The sequence below is a fragment of the Streptomyces sp. NPDC091292 genome (genome assembly GCF_044757265.1).
Lineage (GTDB): Bacteria > Actinomycetota > Actinomycetes > Streptomycetales > Streptomycetaceae > Streptomyces.
Genome location: NZ_JBIVUQ010000013.1, coordinates 36792 through 50584, shown reverse-complemented (window position 1 = coordinate 50584; position 13793 = coordinate 36792). Strand labels below are relative to the sequence as shown.

Below are 13793 nucleotides of genomic sequence, written 5' to 3'. Positions count from 1 at the left end.
GGCGTTGACCAGTACGGGAGGGTCCACTGGACAGTGGAAGCACCAGAGCATCAATGAGCAGAGGGTTCCCCTGCCGCACCATCAGGAGGGCGTACTGTGCACCGCCGGCACAACGGGCTGAAGACCGCCGTACTCCTCGGGGGACTGTCCGCACTCATCATCGTCATCGGCAGTCTCTTCGGGCGTACGGGCCTGATCATCGCGCTCGTCGTGGCGATCGGCACCAATGCGTACGCGTACTGGAACAGCGACAAGCTGGCCCTGCGCGCGATGCGTGCCCGCCCGGTCAGCGAATTCGAGGCGCCCGGTCTCTATCGCATGGTCCGTGAGCTGTCGACACAGGCCCGCCAGCCCATGCCCCGGCTGTACATCTCACCCACCGAGGCGCCGAACGCGTTCGCGACCGGCCGTAACCCGCGTAATGCCGCCGTGTGCTGCACCGAAGGCATCCTGCGGATCCTCGACGAGCGCGAACTGCGCGGCGTCATCGGCCATGAACTCAGCCATGTGTACAACCGCGACATCCTGATCTCGTCCGTCGCCGGAGCCCTCGCCTCCGTGATCATGTTCCTGGTGAACTTCGCCTGGCTGATCCCGTTCGGCCGCTCCGACAACGACGACGGCCCCGGCATCTTCGGCATGCTGCTCATCATGCTGCTCGGCCCGCTCGCCGCGTCCGTGATCCAGCTCGCCATCAGCCGCTCCAGGGAGTACGAGGCGGACGCGTCCGGCGCGCAACTCACCGGCGACCCCCTGGCCCTGGCGAGCGCCCTGCGCAAACTCGACGCCGGAACCAAACAGTTGCCCCTGCCGCCCGAGCCCCGGATCGAGACCGCGAGTCACATGATGATCGCGAACCCTTTCCGTCCGGGCCAGGGTCTGTCCAAAATGTTCTCCACGCACCCGCCGATGGCGGAGCGCATCTCCCGGCTAGAACAGATGGCAGGTCGTCACCAGTGAAGACAATCCTCAACATCATCTGGCTGGTCCTGAGCGGCTTCTGGCTGTTCCTGGGCTATCTCCTGGCAGGGGCCATCCTCTGCATCACCATCATCGGCATCCCCTTCGGACTGGCCTCGTTCCGTATCGGCCTCTACGCGCTCTGGCCCTTCGGCTACACCACGGTCGAGCGCCGCGACGCCGGAGCGCCGTCCTGCGTCGGCAATGTGCTCTGGCTGGTCCTCGCCGGCTGGTGGCTCGCCCTCGCCCACATCACCACCGGCATCCTCCAGTGCCTCACGATCATCGGCATCCCTCTGGGCATCGCCAACTTCAAACTGATCCCGGTCTCCCTGCTGCCCCTGGGACGCGAGATCGTCCCGACGGACCAGCCCTTCGCCTCGCGGTAGCGGGCGGGCGCGGGGGTGCAACTGCCGAGATACGCGCTGGTGGCGTACGACGCTGCCGAACTCACGGACGACGAACCCGCGTACGACGAGGTGTGGGCCCTGTGTGCCGACGCCGACGACCTCTTCGCGAACCCGCGCCCCCGCGCGCGGGACCGCTACGAACTCCTGGGCTGTGCCGTCGAGGGCGCCTTGCGTACGGCCCTGGACCAGGCACGGAGCGAAGGCTCCGCTCCGCTCGGCACCCTCGTCCTGGAGGCACTCGACAAGAACGGCCACCGCGTCGGCGAGTGGTACCTGGAGGACGTACGCCTCCTCGGTGACCGCCTCTGCGCGCGTGACCTGTCCTTGCGCGACCTCACCGTGGAGGCGTCCGAGCCGCCCGACGCCCAGCAGGCCGACTACCCGGGCCGCCCCGCCCTCTCGCCCGGCTATCTGCTGCTCGGCGCGGAGGACCAGCCCTGGGGCCGCTGCAAGGACCTCGCGCGCGTGGCGGACGACAGCTCCACATCCGAAGAGCCTCCGATACGACTCACCGGCTGCTCCCCGCGCGGCGCCCTGCGCGAGGCCCTCGACAGGGGCGAGGAAGACCTCGGCCACGCCAGGCTCCTGCGCCTCGACGCCTTCGGCTGGACGCTCACGTCCGCCGTCGAGGGCGAGATCACCGCGTGGATCCCCTCCGCCCGCGGGCGCGGCCTCGTCGACCTCACCCTCGAACCCTGGTCGGACCAGCCGCCGTTCGCGGCCCGCGACGTCTGGGACCACTGGTGGGACGGCCGCCCCGCCCGGACCAACCTCTGGGCGCCCTGCTCCGCGGAGGGCCGTGACGTCTGGCTGACCACGGCCCTCGAAAACCGGCACCGCCGCACCCCGCACCGCCGCACCCCGTACCGGCCGCCCGGCCCCACGTACCACCTCGACGGCCGCCACATCACCGACGAGAAGGGCTTCTACTGCGCGATCGGTGAGGCCGTGAACGGGCCCGGCGGCTATTTCGGCGGCAACTGGGGCGCCCTGACCGACTGCCTGCGCGGCGGGTTCGGCGCCACGAGGCCCTTCACCCTGATCTGGCACGACGCCGAAGTCGCCCGTACCTGCCTCGGCGTGACACCGCGCACCGACTACCGCCCGGCCACCTTCGAGGAATTCCTCAGCCACCTCGAAGCGCGGGGCGTCCGGGTCGTCATCGACTGACGGCGACGGGCGGACCCGAACGACCCATCGGCGCGCACCGCTCTCACCTGTGGAAACGCCATCCGAGCAGCGGGCGAGGGCCGATTGTCAGTGGCGCCCTGCATCATGAACCCATGACCGAGATCGAGCAGTTGCTGACCAGGCTCGCCGTCCGGGCGAGGGAAACCCGGCCGTGGGGCTGGAGTTCCCTGCCCGATCCGGTGGACGCCGAGTCCGTGGCCCGCGCCGAGGCCGCGCTCGGTTTCCCGCTGCCGCCGCTGCTCGCCGCCCTCTACCTCCGGATCGGCGACGGCGGATTCGGCCCGGAGTACGGTCTGTTGCCCCTGCTCGAAGGCTTCCCGGCCGGCGAGATGCCCGCCGTCGCCCAATATCTGGACCACCGCAAGGACGCCCGCGACGACCCCTCCTGGCCGTGGCCCGAGGGCCTGCTCCCCATATCCCACTGGGGCTGCGGGATGTACGCCTGCGTCGACTGCCTCAGCGAGGACGCGCCGGTCCTCCTCTTCGAGCCCAACGCGGACGAGGCAGACCACGCCTGGTATCTCGACGCCCCGAGCCTCGCCGACTGGCTGCGCACCTGGCTCGACGGTGCCGGCTGGTACGAGGAGGCCAACGACGGCCCGGATTTGGCGCCGTGGGCCGGGTTCCGGTCACGGGCGGAGAAGGAGCGGACGGCGGGGGAGGCGAAGGCGGCGGAAGCGATGCCGTAGCCCTCGGCACCGGGCGGTCCGCACCGACCCGTCGACCCCCCTCATCGCCCCCGCACCCCATACACCACCACACCCACCGTCAGCACCCCGACCCCCAGCAGCACCGACGGCACCGGCAGGGCGAAGGCCAGCGCCAGGCAGCCGGCGAAACCCACCACCGGGACGACCCTCGACAACCCTGAGAACCGCGCCCACCGCGCCGACGACCGTGCGGACTCCGTCGACCGCGACGAGCCGAGGGTCCAGGCCGACGCGTTGGCGATCGCGTAGTACACCAGCACACCGAAGGAGGAAAAACCGATCGCCCCACGGACATCCACCGTGGCGGCGAGCACCGCGACGACCACGCCCACGGCCAGCTCCGCGCGGTGCGGCACCTGGAACCGCGGGTGCACCGCGGCCAGCGCACCCGGCAGATGACCGTCCCGCGCCATCGCCAGCGTCGTCCGCGACACCCCCAGAATCAGCGCCAGCAACGAGCCCAGGGCCGCCACTGCCGCGCCCACCCGCACCACGGGCACCAGTCCGGGCACCCCCGACGCCCGGACCGCGTCCGCCAGCGGAGCCGTCGCGTCCGCCAGCCCGCCCGACCCCAGTACCGAAAGGACGGCCACCGCCACACACACGTACACGACGAGCGCGATACCCAGAGCCAGCGGGATCGCGCGGGGGATGGTGCGCGCCGGATCGCGTACCTCTTCGCCGAGGGTCGCGATCCGCGCGTACCCGGCGAAGGCGAAGAACAGCAGTCCCGCCGCGCGCAGCACCCCGTCCGGCCCGCCGGACGCGCCCGCTCCGAGCCGCCCGGCGTCGGCGGCGGCCGAGCCGAGACACACGACCACGACCGAGACGAGGACTGCCAGGACCACAGCGACGATCACCCGCGTCAGCCACGCCGACTTCTGAACGCCCCCGTAGTTCACGGCGGTCAGTGCCACCACGGCGCCCACGGCCACGGCGTGCGCGTGATCGGGCCAGGCGTACGCGCCGACGGTGAGCGCCATCGCCGCGCACGACGCCGTCTTGCCGATGACGAACGCCCAGCCGGCGAGGTACCCCCAGAACGGGCCGAGCCGTTCCCGCCCGTACACATAGGTCCCGCCCGACGCGGGGTACAGGGCGGCGAGGCGCGCCGACGACATCGCGTTGCAGTACGCGATCACGGCGGCCAGCCCCAGACCGAGGAGCAGGGCGGACCCGGCGGCGCCGGCGGCCGGACCCAGGGCGGCGAAGATGCCCGCGCCGACCATGGAGCCGAGCCCGATGACGACGGCATCGAAGACGCCGAGGGACCGCCGCAACCGCTGTGTCATGCGCCGCACCCTACTGATCGCCGCAACCGGAACGAGTCGCCCCTACGTCTCAGGGGACAAGAGCGTGCGAAAGGTGGGTTCACGGATGGGCATCATCAGCTGGATCGTTCTGGGGCTGCTGGCCGGAGCCATCGCCAAGGTCCTGCTGCCCGGCAGAGACCCGGGCGGCTTCATCGGCACGACCCTGATCGGCATCGCGGGCGCCTTCGTGGGCGGCTGGATCTCCGCCCGCTTCTTCGACCGCCCGGTCGCCACGCACTTCTACGACGGCGCCACCTGGATGGCCGCCATCGGCGGCTCCCTCGTACTCCTGATCGGCTACCGCATCCTCTTCGGCCACTCGCGCTCGCGCCACTGACGACGCCACGGCGGTACGGCCGTACGACGGAGGGCGGCACCGGGTCGGGTGCCGCCCTCCGTCACATCTGCCGGTGCCCGCCAACCCCGTTAGCGGTAGTTCACGAACTGGAGCGCGAAGTCGAAGTCCTGGCCCTTGAGCAGGGAGATGACGGCCTGGAGGTCGTCGCGGCTCTTCGAGGTGACGCGCAGCTCCTCGCCCTGCACCTGGGCCTTCACGCCCTTCGGACCCTCGTCACGGATGATCTTCGCGACCTTCTTCGCGTTCTCCTGGGAGATGCCCTCCTGGATCGAGGAGAAGAGCTTGTACTCCTTGCCGGAGAGCTGCGGCTCACCCGAGTCGAGCGCCTTCAGTGAGATGCCGCGCTTGATCAGCTTGGACTGGAAGACGTCGAGGATGGCGTTGACCCGCTCCTCGGAGTTGGCCTGCATCAGGATCTTCTCGCCGGACCAGGCGATCGACGCGCCGACGTTCTTGAAGTCGTAGCGCTGCGAGATCTCCTTGGCGGCCTGGTTGAGGGCGTTGTCGACCTCCTGCCGCTCGACCTTCGAGACGATGTCGAAACTGGAGTCGGCCATGTCCTGTGGCTCCTTGTATCGGTGTATCGGTGTGCGTAAAGCGGTGTGCGTACGACACGGCCGTCGGTCCCGGGCCGCAACAGCAAAGACTAGCCATGCGCCCCCCACCGGGCGCCGCACAATCGGGTGGCGAAGCACCCCTGGGCATCGGGTATCGTTTACGTCGTTGCAGGGGAGCCCCGCGAAAGCGCCTCCACAGCAGCAACCCCTGGCGGTGTGCCCGAGCGGCCAAAGGGAGCAGACTGTAAATCTGCCGGCTTCGCCTTCCCAGGTTCGAATCCTGGCGCCGCCACAGTGTGGAACCCCCTTCGTACTGCGTGAGTGCAGTGCGGAGGGGGTTTTTCTATTCCGCCCCCGCCCCCGCCGCCCCCCACCCCCGCCGCCCCCGCGAGCCGTGTCTGCTCGGGGTCGGGTTTTTCGGGGCACACTGAAGCCATGTCGTCGTCGTCCCGTCGCAGGCTCTGCCCCGAGTGCCGTCGTGAAATCGCCGTCGTCGCGGGTCGCTTCGCACGGCACGATCCGCCGGGGCCGCGCGGCGAAGGCACCCTCGTCTCCTGCGCGGGCTCCCGCCGACAGGCCCAACTCGGTGCCGCCCAGCCCGCACTGGACGGCTACACGGTTCCGGACTTCCCCGGACAGTTGCCCCTCTTCTGAGCGCGATCGGCCCCGCTCCGGTCGCCCCGATGAGTCAACGGCCCGGGGGCCGGGTCAGTTCCCCGCCACCGACTTCACGGCCACCCCCACCGGTGCCGACCCGCTGATCAGTTCCAGCGTCAGACCGCTCGTCGCCGGAGTGTCGACCAACTCCGCGATGACCGCCGCCACATCGTCGCGCGGTACCGGCCCGCGACCGGTGTCCACCTCAAGGCGCACCAGCCCGGTGCCGGCGTCGTTCGTCAGCATCCCGGGGCGCAGGATCGTCCAGTCGAGACCCGCACGCGCGCGTACGTCGTCGTCGGCCGCGCCCTTGGCGCGCAGATACGCGTCGAAGACCTCGTCGCCCGGGTGCTCCGCATCGGCGCCCATCGACGAGACGACGACATACCGGCGTACCCCCGCGGCCTCGGCAGCGTCGGCGAACAGGACGGCCGCACCGCGGTCCACGGTGTCCTTGCGGCCGACACCGCTGCCCGGACCCGCGCCCGCCGCGAACACCGCCGCGTCCGCGCCCGCCAGATGCCGCGCCACGTCCTCGACCGACGCCGACTCCAGGTCGCACACGACCGGTTCGGCGCCCGCCGCCAACAGGTCGCCGCTCTGTTCGGGGCGGCGGATGATCCCCGCCACCTCGTCACCGCGCGCGGCGAGCAGGCGCTCCAGCCGCAGCGCGATCTGACCATGACCTCCAGCGATGACAATGCGCATGCCTCCGACCGTACGCCGGGCAGGGCGTCTTCGCCGTACAGCCTTTGCGCCAGGTTGACGCCGCGCACCCCGCACTCATCCACCCGCGCGCGTGCCCACCCCGTCACGACGTCCCGGTACCCCCCGTGCCCCCCGTACCGCCCCCGGCACCCCCACCCCGCGCCGTCCGCCCCTGCCGGGGCAGATCGAGTGCCACGGCCGCCGCCGAATCGCAGTACTCGCGCACCGCGCTCGTCCGCGCCACCACGCGCCCCCGGTGCACCACGATGCGGCTGTACGCGAGCGACAGCACCCCCGACAGGCGTTCGCCGCGCACCGCGAGCAGCTCGGCGGGGAAGCCTGCCTCGACCCGCACCTCGGGCAGCCCGAGCGCCGCCCGGGACTCCGCGCAGACGGCGTCGTACGCGTCCTCGGGCCGCAGCCCGAACCGTGACGCCAGCAGGAACGCGGCCTCCAGCGGGTCGCCGCGCCCCACCGGGTTGCCCACGTCCCGCAGGGCGCCGCTCCCGGCGGCCACCCGTACCCCGGCCGAGCGCAGCAGCCGTACCGGCGCGGTGTCCCGGCGTTCCGCGCCGCCGCAGCCGCCCTGCGGCAGGCAGACCACGGTCACGCCGGCCGCCGCGAGCCGGTCGGCGACCCGGCCCGCCGCGTCGGCGGGCAGCCGGGCCAGACCGCCGCACGGGCCGATCGTCACGCCGGGCCGCAGGCCGCCGGCCATCGCGGCGAGCCGCGCCAGCCGCGCGGGATCGTCACCGTCCGTGTGCAGATCGACGGCGCAGCCGTGCTCCGCGGCGACCTCCAGAACGGTTTCCACGTAGCCCGTCGGATCCGGATCGAGGTCCGGGCAGCCGCCGACGACGGACGCGCCCATCTTGAGCGCGTCCCGCAGCTCCGCCAGCCCGTCCGCGCCCGCGACCCCGGTCAGCAGCCGGGGCACCGCCACCACCGACAGATCCGCGAGACCGCGCAGCGACCGGCGCGCCTGAAGGACCGCCTCCATCGCGCCGAGCCCCGGCACGTCGCCGATCCGCACATGCGAACGCAGCGCCGTGGCACCGTGCCCCAACTGCAACAACGCGGCCTCGGTGGCCCTGCGCTGGACATCCGGGACCTCGTACGAGACCGGCCCGTCCGTGTCCGCCGACAGCGCTGTGTCGCTGTGGGCGTGCGGTTCGGCGGGCGCGGGCAGCAGCAGATGGCCGGCGAGGTCCACGCGCGCGGTGTACGCGGTCAGGCTCCCCGTCGTACCGACCGCCTCGATCCGCCCGCCACCGAGCCGTACGTCGACGATCCGGCCGTCCGTCAGGCGGGCGCCGCAGAGCAGCAGGCCCGCGGCGTCGGACGGCTTGCCGTCGTCACCTGGCGTCGGACGGGACGAGCCGGAGGGCGGGGGCTGCTGCGGCTGGCTGTCGGGCATCGCGCTCCTGGGGCTCTGCTGGGGGCTCTGCGTGCAAGATCACTCAGCGTGCGTCGAGCCTAGGGCGACGGCCGGGCCGCTTCGCGGAGGAGCGCAATAGTCGTACCGGTGTGGTGCGGAGTCATGGCGGAGGGCGGAGGCCGGAGGGTGTGGCGCGGAGGGCGGGGAGCGTCCGCAGGGGCTCGGGCCGGTCGCGAATCCGCGCGCGGGATGCTGCCGGACGCTACGGAGAATCCCGCGCGTAAACCCGCGCGCGGGAGGGGCCCCAGAGGCGTGAGAGAGCCGGGACAAGAAGCGTTCATGCCCCTGCGTGCCCGGTACGAAACGGATTTGGGCGATCGGTGGGCGAGCGTGTAATGTCTTCATCGCTCGCCCCAATAGCTCAGTCGGCAGAGCGTCTCCATGGTAAGGAGAAGGTCAACGGTTCGATTCCGTTTTGGGGCTCTGATGTGTGAGGTTCCTCATCCCTCCGGTTGAGGCGGCGAAGCACATCGCAGCGGTGTAGCTCAGTCGGTAGAGCAAGCGGCTCATAATCGCTGTGTCACCGGTTCAAGTCCGGTCACCGCTACTCTCAGTAGCCGATTGCGGGGTCGGTCCTTCGGTCGGCTACTCTTTCTTGCGTTAATACCATCAATCCGTTCGTCAAGGAGCACTCACGTGGCTGCCACCGACGTCCGCCCGAAGATCACGCTGGCCTGCGTGGAGTGCAAGGAGCGGAACTACATCACCAAGAAGAACCGGCGTAACAACCCGGACCGTCTTGAGATGAAGAAGCACTGCCCGCGTTGCAATGCGCACACCGCGCACCGCGAAACGCGATAAATCAGGCTCGTTCGCGAGGCCGTCCCCTTCCGGGGGCGGCCTCGCGGCGTTGGCGGAACCCTCAGCACGTCGCGAATACCAGGAGGTGCCGAGCCCATGGCGCTCGACCAGTCCTTCGTGGGGCGGTCCTACCCGCCCACCGACCCCTATGAGGTCGGCCGGGAGAAGATCCGCGAGTTCGCGGAGGCCGTGGGGGACCCCAACCCCGCGTACACCGACCAGGAAGCCGCCAAGGCGCTCGGTCACGCCGAGGTGATCGCCCCGCCGACCTTCGTCTTCGCGATCACCTTCAAGGCGGCCGGACTGGTCATCCAGGACCCGCAACTCGGCCTGGACTACAGCAGGGTCGTGCACGGCGACCAGAAGTTCGCGTACACACGCCCCGTGCGCGCGGGTGACCGGCTCACCGTGACCTCGACCATCGAGGCGGTCAAGTCCATGGCGGGCAACGACATTCTGGACATCCGCGGCGAGGTCCACGACGAGGCGGGCGACCATGTGGTCACCGCCTGGACCAAGCTGGTGGCCCGCGCGGCCGAGGAGGCGTGACCATGACGGCGACCATCGCGTACGACGACATCGAGGTCGGCGCCGAACTGCCCGCGCAGGTGTTCCCTGTGACCCGGGCCACGCTCGTGCGGTACGCGGGCGCATCCGGCGACTTCAACCCCATTCACTGGAACGAGAAGTTCGCCAAGGAGGTCGGGCTGCCCGACGTCATCGCGCACGGCATGTTCACCATGGCCGAGGCGATCCGCGTCGTGACCGACTGGGCCGGCGACCCGGCAGCGGTCGTCGAGTACGGCGTCCGCTTCACCCGCCCCGTCGTCGTACCGAACGACGACAAAGGCGCCACCATCGAGGTCACCGGCAAGGTTGCCGCCAAACTCGACGACAACAAGGTGCGCGTCGACCTGACCGCGCTGTCCAGGGGGCAGAAGGTACTGGGGATGTCACGGGCGGTCGTGCGGCTGGCCTGAGAGGCGCACTGGTCCTGACACGGCGGGGCAACAGTCCTCGCACGGCAGTAGTCCATAAAGGGCAGTAGTAAGGGGTGCCGCTCCATGGGGGGTGCCCCTTACGCGGGTCCACGGACCGTACCCTTGTGCGCGTGCAGGAACTCCACGATGCCCCGCTCGCCCCGCTGACCACCTTCCGGCTCGGCGGCCCCGCGACCCGTCTGATCACCGCGACGACCGACGCCGAGGTGATCGACGCCGTCCGTGCGGCCGACGACACGGGCACACCCCTGCTGCTCGTCGGCGGCGGCAGCAATCTCGTCATCGGCGACAAGGGCTTCCCCGGTACGGCCCTGCGCATCGCGACACGCGGCTTCACCCTCGACGGCACCCGCCTCGAACTGGCCGCCGGCGAGGTCTGGACGGACGCCGTCGCCCGCACTGTGGACGCCGGACTCGCGGGCATCGAATGTCTCGCCGGAATCCCCGGCTCCGCCGGTGCGACGCCCATCCAGAACGTCGGCGCCTACGGCCAGGAAGTCTCCTCGACCATCACCGAGGTCGTCGCCTACGACCGGCACGCGCGCGAGACGGTCACCCTGGCGAACGACGCCTGCGCCTTCTCGTACCGGCACAGCGGGTTCAAGGCCGAGCCCGAGCGCTTCGTCGTCCTGCGGGTCCGGTTCCTCCTTGAGGACGCGGACGGGATGTCGGCGCCCCTCAAGTACGCGGAGACCGCGCGGGCCCTCGGCGTCGAGGCGGGGGAGCGGGTACCGCTCGCCCGCGCGCGCGAGACCGTGCTCAAGCTGCGCGCCGGCAAAGGCATGGTGCTCGACCCGGAGGACCACGACACCTGGTCGGCCGGGTCCTTCTTCACCAACCCGATCCTCACCGACGACGAGTTCGGCGCGTTCCACGCGCGCGTGGTGGAGCGGCTGGGCGCCGAGGCCGCACCGCCCGCCTTCCCCGCGGGCGACGGCCGTACCAAGACGTCGGCGGCCTGGCTCATCGACCGGGCCGGATTCACCAAGGGGTACGGCACCGGGGCCGCGCGGATCTCCACCAAGCACACACTCGCCCTCACCAACCGGGGCGGGGCCACGACCGAGGACCTCCTCACCCTCGCGCGCGAGGTGGTCGCCGGAGTCCGCGACACCTTCGGCGTCACCCTGGTCAACGAGCCCGTGATGGTCGGCGTCGACCTCTAGTACGCGCCCCTGGGCCGACCGCTAGTACGCGACCCCCACCGCTTTCCGTACCGTCGCCGGGTCCTCGGTCATCGACAGCATCGCGTGGGCCACGTCCGCGCGGCCGATCATGCGGCCCTTGCGCGGGTTCCCGCCGACGACCCGGCGATACGTGCCCGTCAGGGGCCGGTCCAGCAGGCGCGGGGGCCGCACCGACGTCCAGTCCGTGTCGCTGCGCTCCAACTCGGCCTCCATCTCCGCCAGATCGGCGTAGACGCCCTTCAGGAGCGTCCGGATCACCGACCGGACCGCGCGGTCCAGGGCCGGCTCGTCCGCCGGGCTGGCGGCCAGCGGGGCCGCGCTGACCACCAGGACCCGGCGCACCCCCTCGGCCCGCATCGCCTCCAGGACCGTACGGGTCAGCCGGGACGCGACGCCCACGTCCTTGCGGCTGCGGGCGCCGAGCCCGGACAGGACGGCGTCCCGGTCCTCCACGGCGGCCCGCAGCGCCTCCGCGTCCGTCAGATCCGCCTGGAACACCTCCAGGCCCTCGCCCGTCACTGACAGCCGCGCGGGATCCCGTACCACCGCCGTGACCTGGTGGCCCGCGGCGAGGCCCTGCCGGACGATCTCCTGACCGATGCCCCCGGTCGCCCCGAACACTGTCAGTCTCATCGCGTGCCTCCCGTGGTGGGTAAGTACTCACTCACCTATTAGAGTGGGGACACGGCCACTCACCCGTCAAGCCCGGAGGGAGCGCGTATGCAGCAGAAGCCCGCCAGGCTCCGCGTCCTCGACGCCGCGTACGAGCTGATGCGCACGGTCGGTCTCGCCCGTGCCACCACCAAGGAGATCGCCAAGGCGGCCGGCTGTTCGGAGGCCGCGCTCTACAAGTACTTCGCGAGCAAGGAGGATCTGTTCATCAGCGTCCTCCAGGAGCGGCTGCCGAAGCTCGGCCCGCTCCTGGCCCACCTCATGGAGGAACCCGGGGCGCACACCGTCGAGGAGAACCTCACCGAGATCGCCCGCCGGGCCGCCCTCTTCTACGAACAGAGCTTCCCGATAGCCGCGTCGCTCTACGCCGAGACCCAGCTCAAACGCCGCCACGACGCGGCCCTGCGCGAGAGGGACGCGGGCCCCCACCGGCCCATCCAGAGTCTCGACGCCTATCTGCGCGCCGAACAGCGCGCCGGTCGCGTCCGGGCGGACGCCGACACCTTCGCCGCCGCGTCCCTGCTCCTCGGCGCCTGCGCACAGCGCGCCTTCGCCTACGACATGACCGAGACCGGCCGCCCCCCGCAGTCCCTCGACGACTTCGCCGCCGGCATCGCCCGCACCCTGCTCGCCGGCATCGCCTGAGCCCGAGCCCGAGGGCGAGCCCGAGCCAAGGCGCTCACGCCGTCAACCACGCGTCCACACCGGCCAGCAGCTCACCCTTGACGCCCTCCGGCGCCGCCGACGCCCGCACCGACTGCCGGGCCAGCTCGGCCAGCTCCCGGTCGTCGAAACGGTGGTCCCGGCGCGCGATCTCATACTGCTCCGCCAGCCGGGACCCGAACAGCAGCGGGTCGTCCGCACCCAGCGCCATCGGCACCCCCGCCTCGAACAGAGTCCTCAGGGGTACGTCCTCGGGCTTGTCGTAGACGCCCAGCGCCACGTTCGAAGCGGGGCACACCTCGCAGGTCACGCCCCGGTCCGCGAGCCGCTTCAGCAGCCGGGGATCCTCGGCGGCCCGCACCCCGTGGCCCACCCGGTTCGCGTGCAGGTCGTCCAGGCAGTCCCGTACCGAAGCGGGGCCCGTCAGCTCGCCGCCGTGCGGGGCCGACAGGAGCCCTCCCTCGCGCGCGATGGCAAAGGCGCGGTCGAAATCACGCGCCATGCCCCGCCGCTCGTCGTTCGAAAGGCCGAACCCGACGACGCCCCGGTCCGCGTACCGCACCGCGAGACGCGCCAGCGTACGGGCGTCCAGCGGGTGCTTCATCCTGTTGGCGGCGACCAGGACCCGCATACCGAGGCCCGTCTCCCGGGACGCCGAGTCGACCGCGTCCAGGATGATCTCCAGGGCCGGGATCAGGCCACCGAGGCGGGGCGCGTACGACGTCGGGTCGACCTGGATCTCCAGCCACCGCGAACCGTCCTTGACGTCCTCCTCGGCGGCCTCCCGCACCAGCCGCTGGATGTCCTCGGGCTCCCTCAGGCACGACCGCGCCGCGTCGTACAGCCGCTGGAAGCGGAACCAGCCGCGCTCGTCCGTCGCCCGCAGCTTCGGCGGCTCACCGCCGGTCAGCGCGGCCGGGAGATGCACTCCGTACTTGTCGGCGAGTTCGAGCAGGGTCGCGGGCCGCATCGACCCGGTGAAGTGCAGATGCAGATGGGCCTTCGGCAGCGCGGCCAGGTCACGTACTCGCTCCATCCAAGGATCTTGCCGCATGCACCCGGCCTCCCGGTAGCCGCTTTCCCCGTTCGTGGCCCGCACCGAACGAAGAAGCGGGCCGCCTCCCCAGGGGAAATGGCCCGCCCGCGCGCGTAGGAGCGCTTTTCGCT

General features: G+C 71.2%; 17 protein-coding genes and 3 tRNA genes. 14 read left to right on the top strand and 6 right to left on the bottom strand.

Annotated features, from left to right (window positions below; all coding sequences use genetic code 11):
- Positions 1-96: 96 nt before the first annotated feature.
- The 4 genes from htpX (at position 97) to ACIQNU_RS29355 (ending at position 3250) form a co-directional block, all read left to right on the top strand.
- A complete protein-coding gene (gene htpX / locus ACIQNU_RS29370; RefSeq protein ID WP_401372179.1) occupies positions 97-960 on the top strand; it encodes a zinc metalloprotease HtpX in 864 nt (287 codons plus the stop codon).
- Complete coding sequence (locus ACIQNU_RS29365) at positions 957-1349, top strand: YccF domain-containing protein (protein WP_401372177.1); 393 nt, start codon at positions 957-959, stop codon at positions 1347-1349. Before htpX ends, ACIQNU_RS29365 begins: the two co-directional genes overlap by 4 nt.
- A gap of 15 nt (positions 1350-1364) precedes the next feature.
- Positions 1365-2540: a barstar family protein gene (locus ACIQNU_RS29360; RefSeq protein ID WP_401372175.1), complete on the top strand. Its 1176-nt coding sequence runs from the start codon at positions 1365-1367 to the stop codon at positions 2538-2540.
- A gap of 113 nt (positions 2541-2653) precedes the next feature.
- A complete protein-coding gene (locus tag ACIQNU_RS29355; RefSeq protein ID WP_401372173.1) occupies positions 2654-3250 on the top strand; it encodes an SMI1/KNR4 family protein in 597 nt (198 codons plus the stop codon).
- Between the two features lie 41 nt (positions 3251-3291).
- Here ACIQNU_RS29355 and ACIQNU_RS29350 read toward each other — a convergent pair whose 3' ends face one another.
- Positions 3292-4563 (bottom strand): APC family permease, encoded by a 1272-nt coding sequence (locus ACIQNU_RS29350; RefSeq protein ID WP_401372171.1) that lies wholly within the window; start codon positions 4561-4563, stop codon positions 3292-3294.
- Positions 4564-4648: 85 nt separating this feature from the next.
- Between ACIQNU_RS29350 and ACIQNU_RS29345 the strand changes: the two genes are divergently transcribed.
- A complete protein-coding gene (locus ACIQNU_RS29345; RefSeq protein WP_401372169.1) occupies positions 4649-4921 on the top strand; it encodes a GlsB/YeaQ/YmgE family stress response membrane protein in 273 nt (90 codons plus the stop codon).
- Between the two features lie 89 nt (positions 4922-5010).
- Here ACIQNU_RS29345 and ACIQNU_RS29340 read toward each other — a convergent pair whose 3' ends face one another.
- Positions 5011-5499 (bottom strand): YajQ family cyclic di-GMP-binding protein, encoded by a 489-nt coding sequence (locus ACIQNU_RS29340; RefSeq protein WP_401372167.1) that lies wholly within the window; start codon positions 5497-5499, stop codon positions 5011-5013.
- Positions 5500-5709: 210 nt separating this feature from the next.
- Between ACIQNU_RS29340 and ACIQNU_RS29335 the strand changes: the two genes are divergently transcribed.
- Together ACIQNU_RS29335 and ACIQNU_RS29330 are read left to right on the top strand one after the other, a co-directional pair.
- Positions 5710-5791, top strand: a tRNA-Tyr gene (locus ACIQNU_RS29335).
- Positions 5792-5934: 143 nt separating this feature from the next.
- Positions 5935-6153, top strand: a complete 219-nt coding sequence (locus ACIQNU_RS29330; protein WP_401372165.1) for a hypothetical protein — start codon at positions 5935-5937, stop codon at positions 6151-6153.
- Positions 6154-6207: 54 nt separating this feature from the next.
- Here the strand turns inward: ACIQNU_RS29330 and ACIQNU_RS29325 are convergent, their stop codons facing one another.
- Complete coding sequence (locus ACIQNU_RS29325) at positions 6208-6864, bottom strand: SDR family oxidoreductase (protein WP_401372163.1); 657 nt, start codon at positions 6862-6864, stop codon at positions 6208-6210.
- A 103-nt stretch (positions 6865-6967) separates the two neighbouring features.
- A complete protein-coding gene (locus ACIQNU_RS29320) occupies positions 6968-8281 on the bottom strand; it encodes an amidohydrolase family protein (RefSeq protein WP_401372161.1) in 1314 nt (437 codons plus the stop codon).
- Between the two features lie 371 nt (positions 8282-8652).
- On the opposite strand from ACIQNU_RS29320, the gene ACIQNU_RS29315 reads away from it, so the two are divergent.
- From ACIQNU_RS29315 to ACIQNU_RS29290, 6 genes are all read left to right on the top strand, one after another.
- Positions 8653-8725: transfer RNA gene (locus ACIQNU_RS29315), tRNA-Thr, on the top strand.
- Positions 8726-8776: 51 nt separating this feature from the next.
- Positions 8777-8849: transfer RNA gene (locus tag ACIQNU_RS29310), tRNA-Met, on the top strand.
- Positions 8850-8938: 89 nt separating this feature from the next.
- A complete protein-coding gene (gene rpmG, locus ACIQNU_RS29305; RefSeq protein ID WP_003948671.1) occupies positions 8939-9103 on the top strand; it encodes a 50S ribosomal protein L33 in 165 nt (54 codons plus the stop codon).
- A 96-nt stretch (positions 9104-9199) separates the two neighbouring features.
- On the top strand, positions 9200-9652 hold the full coding sequence (locus ACIQNU_RS29300; RefSeq protein ID WP_401372159.1) for a MaoC family dehydratase N-terminal domain-containing protein: 453 nt from the start codon (positions 9200-9202) through the stop codon (positions 9650-9652).
- A gap of 2 nt (positions 9653-9654) precedes the next feature.
- The gene (locus ACIQNU_RS29295) at positions 9655-10083 is read left to right on the top strand and encodes a MaoC family dehydratase (RefSeq protein ID WP_401372157.1); all 429 of its coding nucleotides are present in this window, start codon (positions 9655-9657) and stop codon (positions 10081-10083) included.
- A gap of 74 nt (positions 10084-10157) precedes the next feature.
- On the top strand, positions 10158-11270 hold the full coding sequence (locus ACIQNU_RS29290; RefSeq protein ID WP_401372155.1) for a UDP-N-acetylmuramate dehydrogenase: 1113 nt from the start codon (positions 10158-10160) through the stop codon (positions 11268-11270).
- 21 nt (positions 11271-11291) lie between these two features.
- Here the strand turns inward: ACIQNU_RS29290 and ACIQNU_RS29285 are convergent, their stop codons facing one another.
- Entirely contained in the window at positions 11292-11924 is a 633-nt protein-coding gene (locus tag ACIQNU_RS29285; protein WP_401372153.1) for an NAD(P)-dependent oxidoreductase, read from the bottom strand.
- A gap of 87 nt (positions 11925-12011) precedes the next feature.
- Between ACIQNU_RS29285 and ACIQNU_RS29280 the strand changes: the two genes are divergently transcribed.
- Positions 12012-12608 carry a TetR/AcrR family transcriptional regulator gene (locus ACIQNU_RS29280; RefSeq protein WP_401372151.1) on the top strand — a complete coding sequence of 199 codons (597 nt, stop codon included), beginning with the start codon at positions 12012-12014 and terminating at the stop codon, positions 12606-12608.
- Positions 12609-12642: 34 nt separating this feature from the next.
- Here ACIQNU_RS29280 and ACIQNU_RS29275 read toward each other — a convergent pair whose 3' ends face one another.
- Positions 12643-13662, bottom strand: coding sequence for an adenosine deaminase (locus ACIQNU_RS29275; protein ID WP_401372149.1), 1020 nt, complete (start codon positions 13660-13662; stop codon positions 12643-12645).
- Positions 13663-13793 lie beyond the last annotated feature (131 nt).

What these genes read in the sequence shown, in the direction of transcription:
- ACIQNU_RS29355 (WP_401372173.1), top strand. Translation starts at nt 2,654, where the DNA reads ATGACCGAGATCGAGCAGTTGCTGACCAGGCTCGCCGTCCGGGCGAGG.
- ACIQNU_RS29350 (WP_401372171.1), bottom strand. Translation starts at nt 4,563, where the DNA reads ATGACACAGCGGTTGCGGCGGTCCCTCGGCGTCTTCGATGCCGTCGTC.
- ACIQNU_RS29345 (WP_401372169.1), top strand. Translation starts at nt 4,649, where the DNA reads ATGGGCATCATCAGCTGGATCGTTCTGGGGCTGCTGGCCGGAGCCATC.
- ACIQNU_RS29340 (WP_401372167.1), bottom strand. Translation starts at nt 5,499, where the DNA reads ATGGCCGACTCCAGTTTCGACATCGTCTCGAAGGTCGAGCGGCAGGAG.
- ACIQNU_RS29330 (WP_401372165.1), top strand. Translation starts at nt 5,935, where the DNA reads ATGTCGTCGTCGTCCCGTCGCAGGCTCTGCCCCGAGTGCCGTCGTGAA.
- ACIQNU_RS29325 (WP_401372163.1), bottom strand. Translation starts at nt 6,864, where the DNA reads ATGCGCATTGTCATCGCTGGAGGTCATGGTCAGATCGCGCTGCGGCTG.
- ACIQNU_RS29320 (WP_401372161.1), bottom strand. Translation starts at nt 8,281, where the DNA reads ATGCCCGACAGCCAGCCGCAGCAGCCCCCGCCCTCCGGCTCGTCCCGT.
- ACIQNU_RS29300 (WP_401372159.1), top strand. Translation starts at nt 9,200, where the DNA reads ATGGCGCTCGACCAGTCCTTCGTGGGGCGGTCCTACCCGCCCACCGAC.
- ACIQNU_RS29295 (WP_401372157.1), top strand. Translation starts at nt 9,655, where the DNA reads ATGACGGCGACCATCGCGTACGACGACATCGAGGTCGGCGCCGAACTG.
- ACIQNU_RS29285 (WP_401372153.1), bottom strand. Translation starts at nt 11,924, where the DNA reads ATGAGACTGACAGTGTTCGGGGCGACCGGGGGCATCGGTCAGGAGATC.
- ACIQNU_RS29280 (WP_401372151.1), top strand. Translation starts at nt 12,012, where the DNA reads ATGCAGCAGAAGCCCGCCAGGCTCCGCGTCCTCGACGCCGCGTACGAG.
- ACIQNU_RS29275 (WP_401372149.1), bottom strand. Translation starts at nt 13,662, where the DNA reads ATGGAGCGAGTACGTGACCTGGCCGCGCTGCCGAAGGCCCATCTGCAT.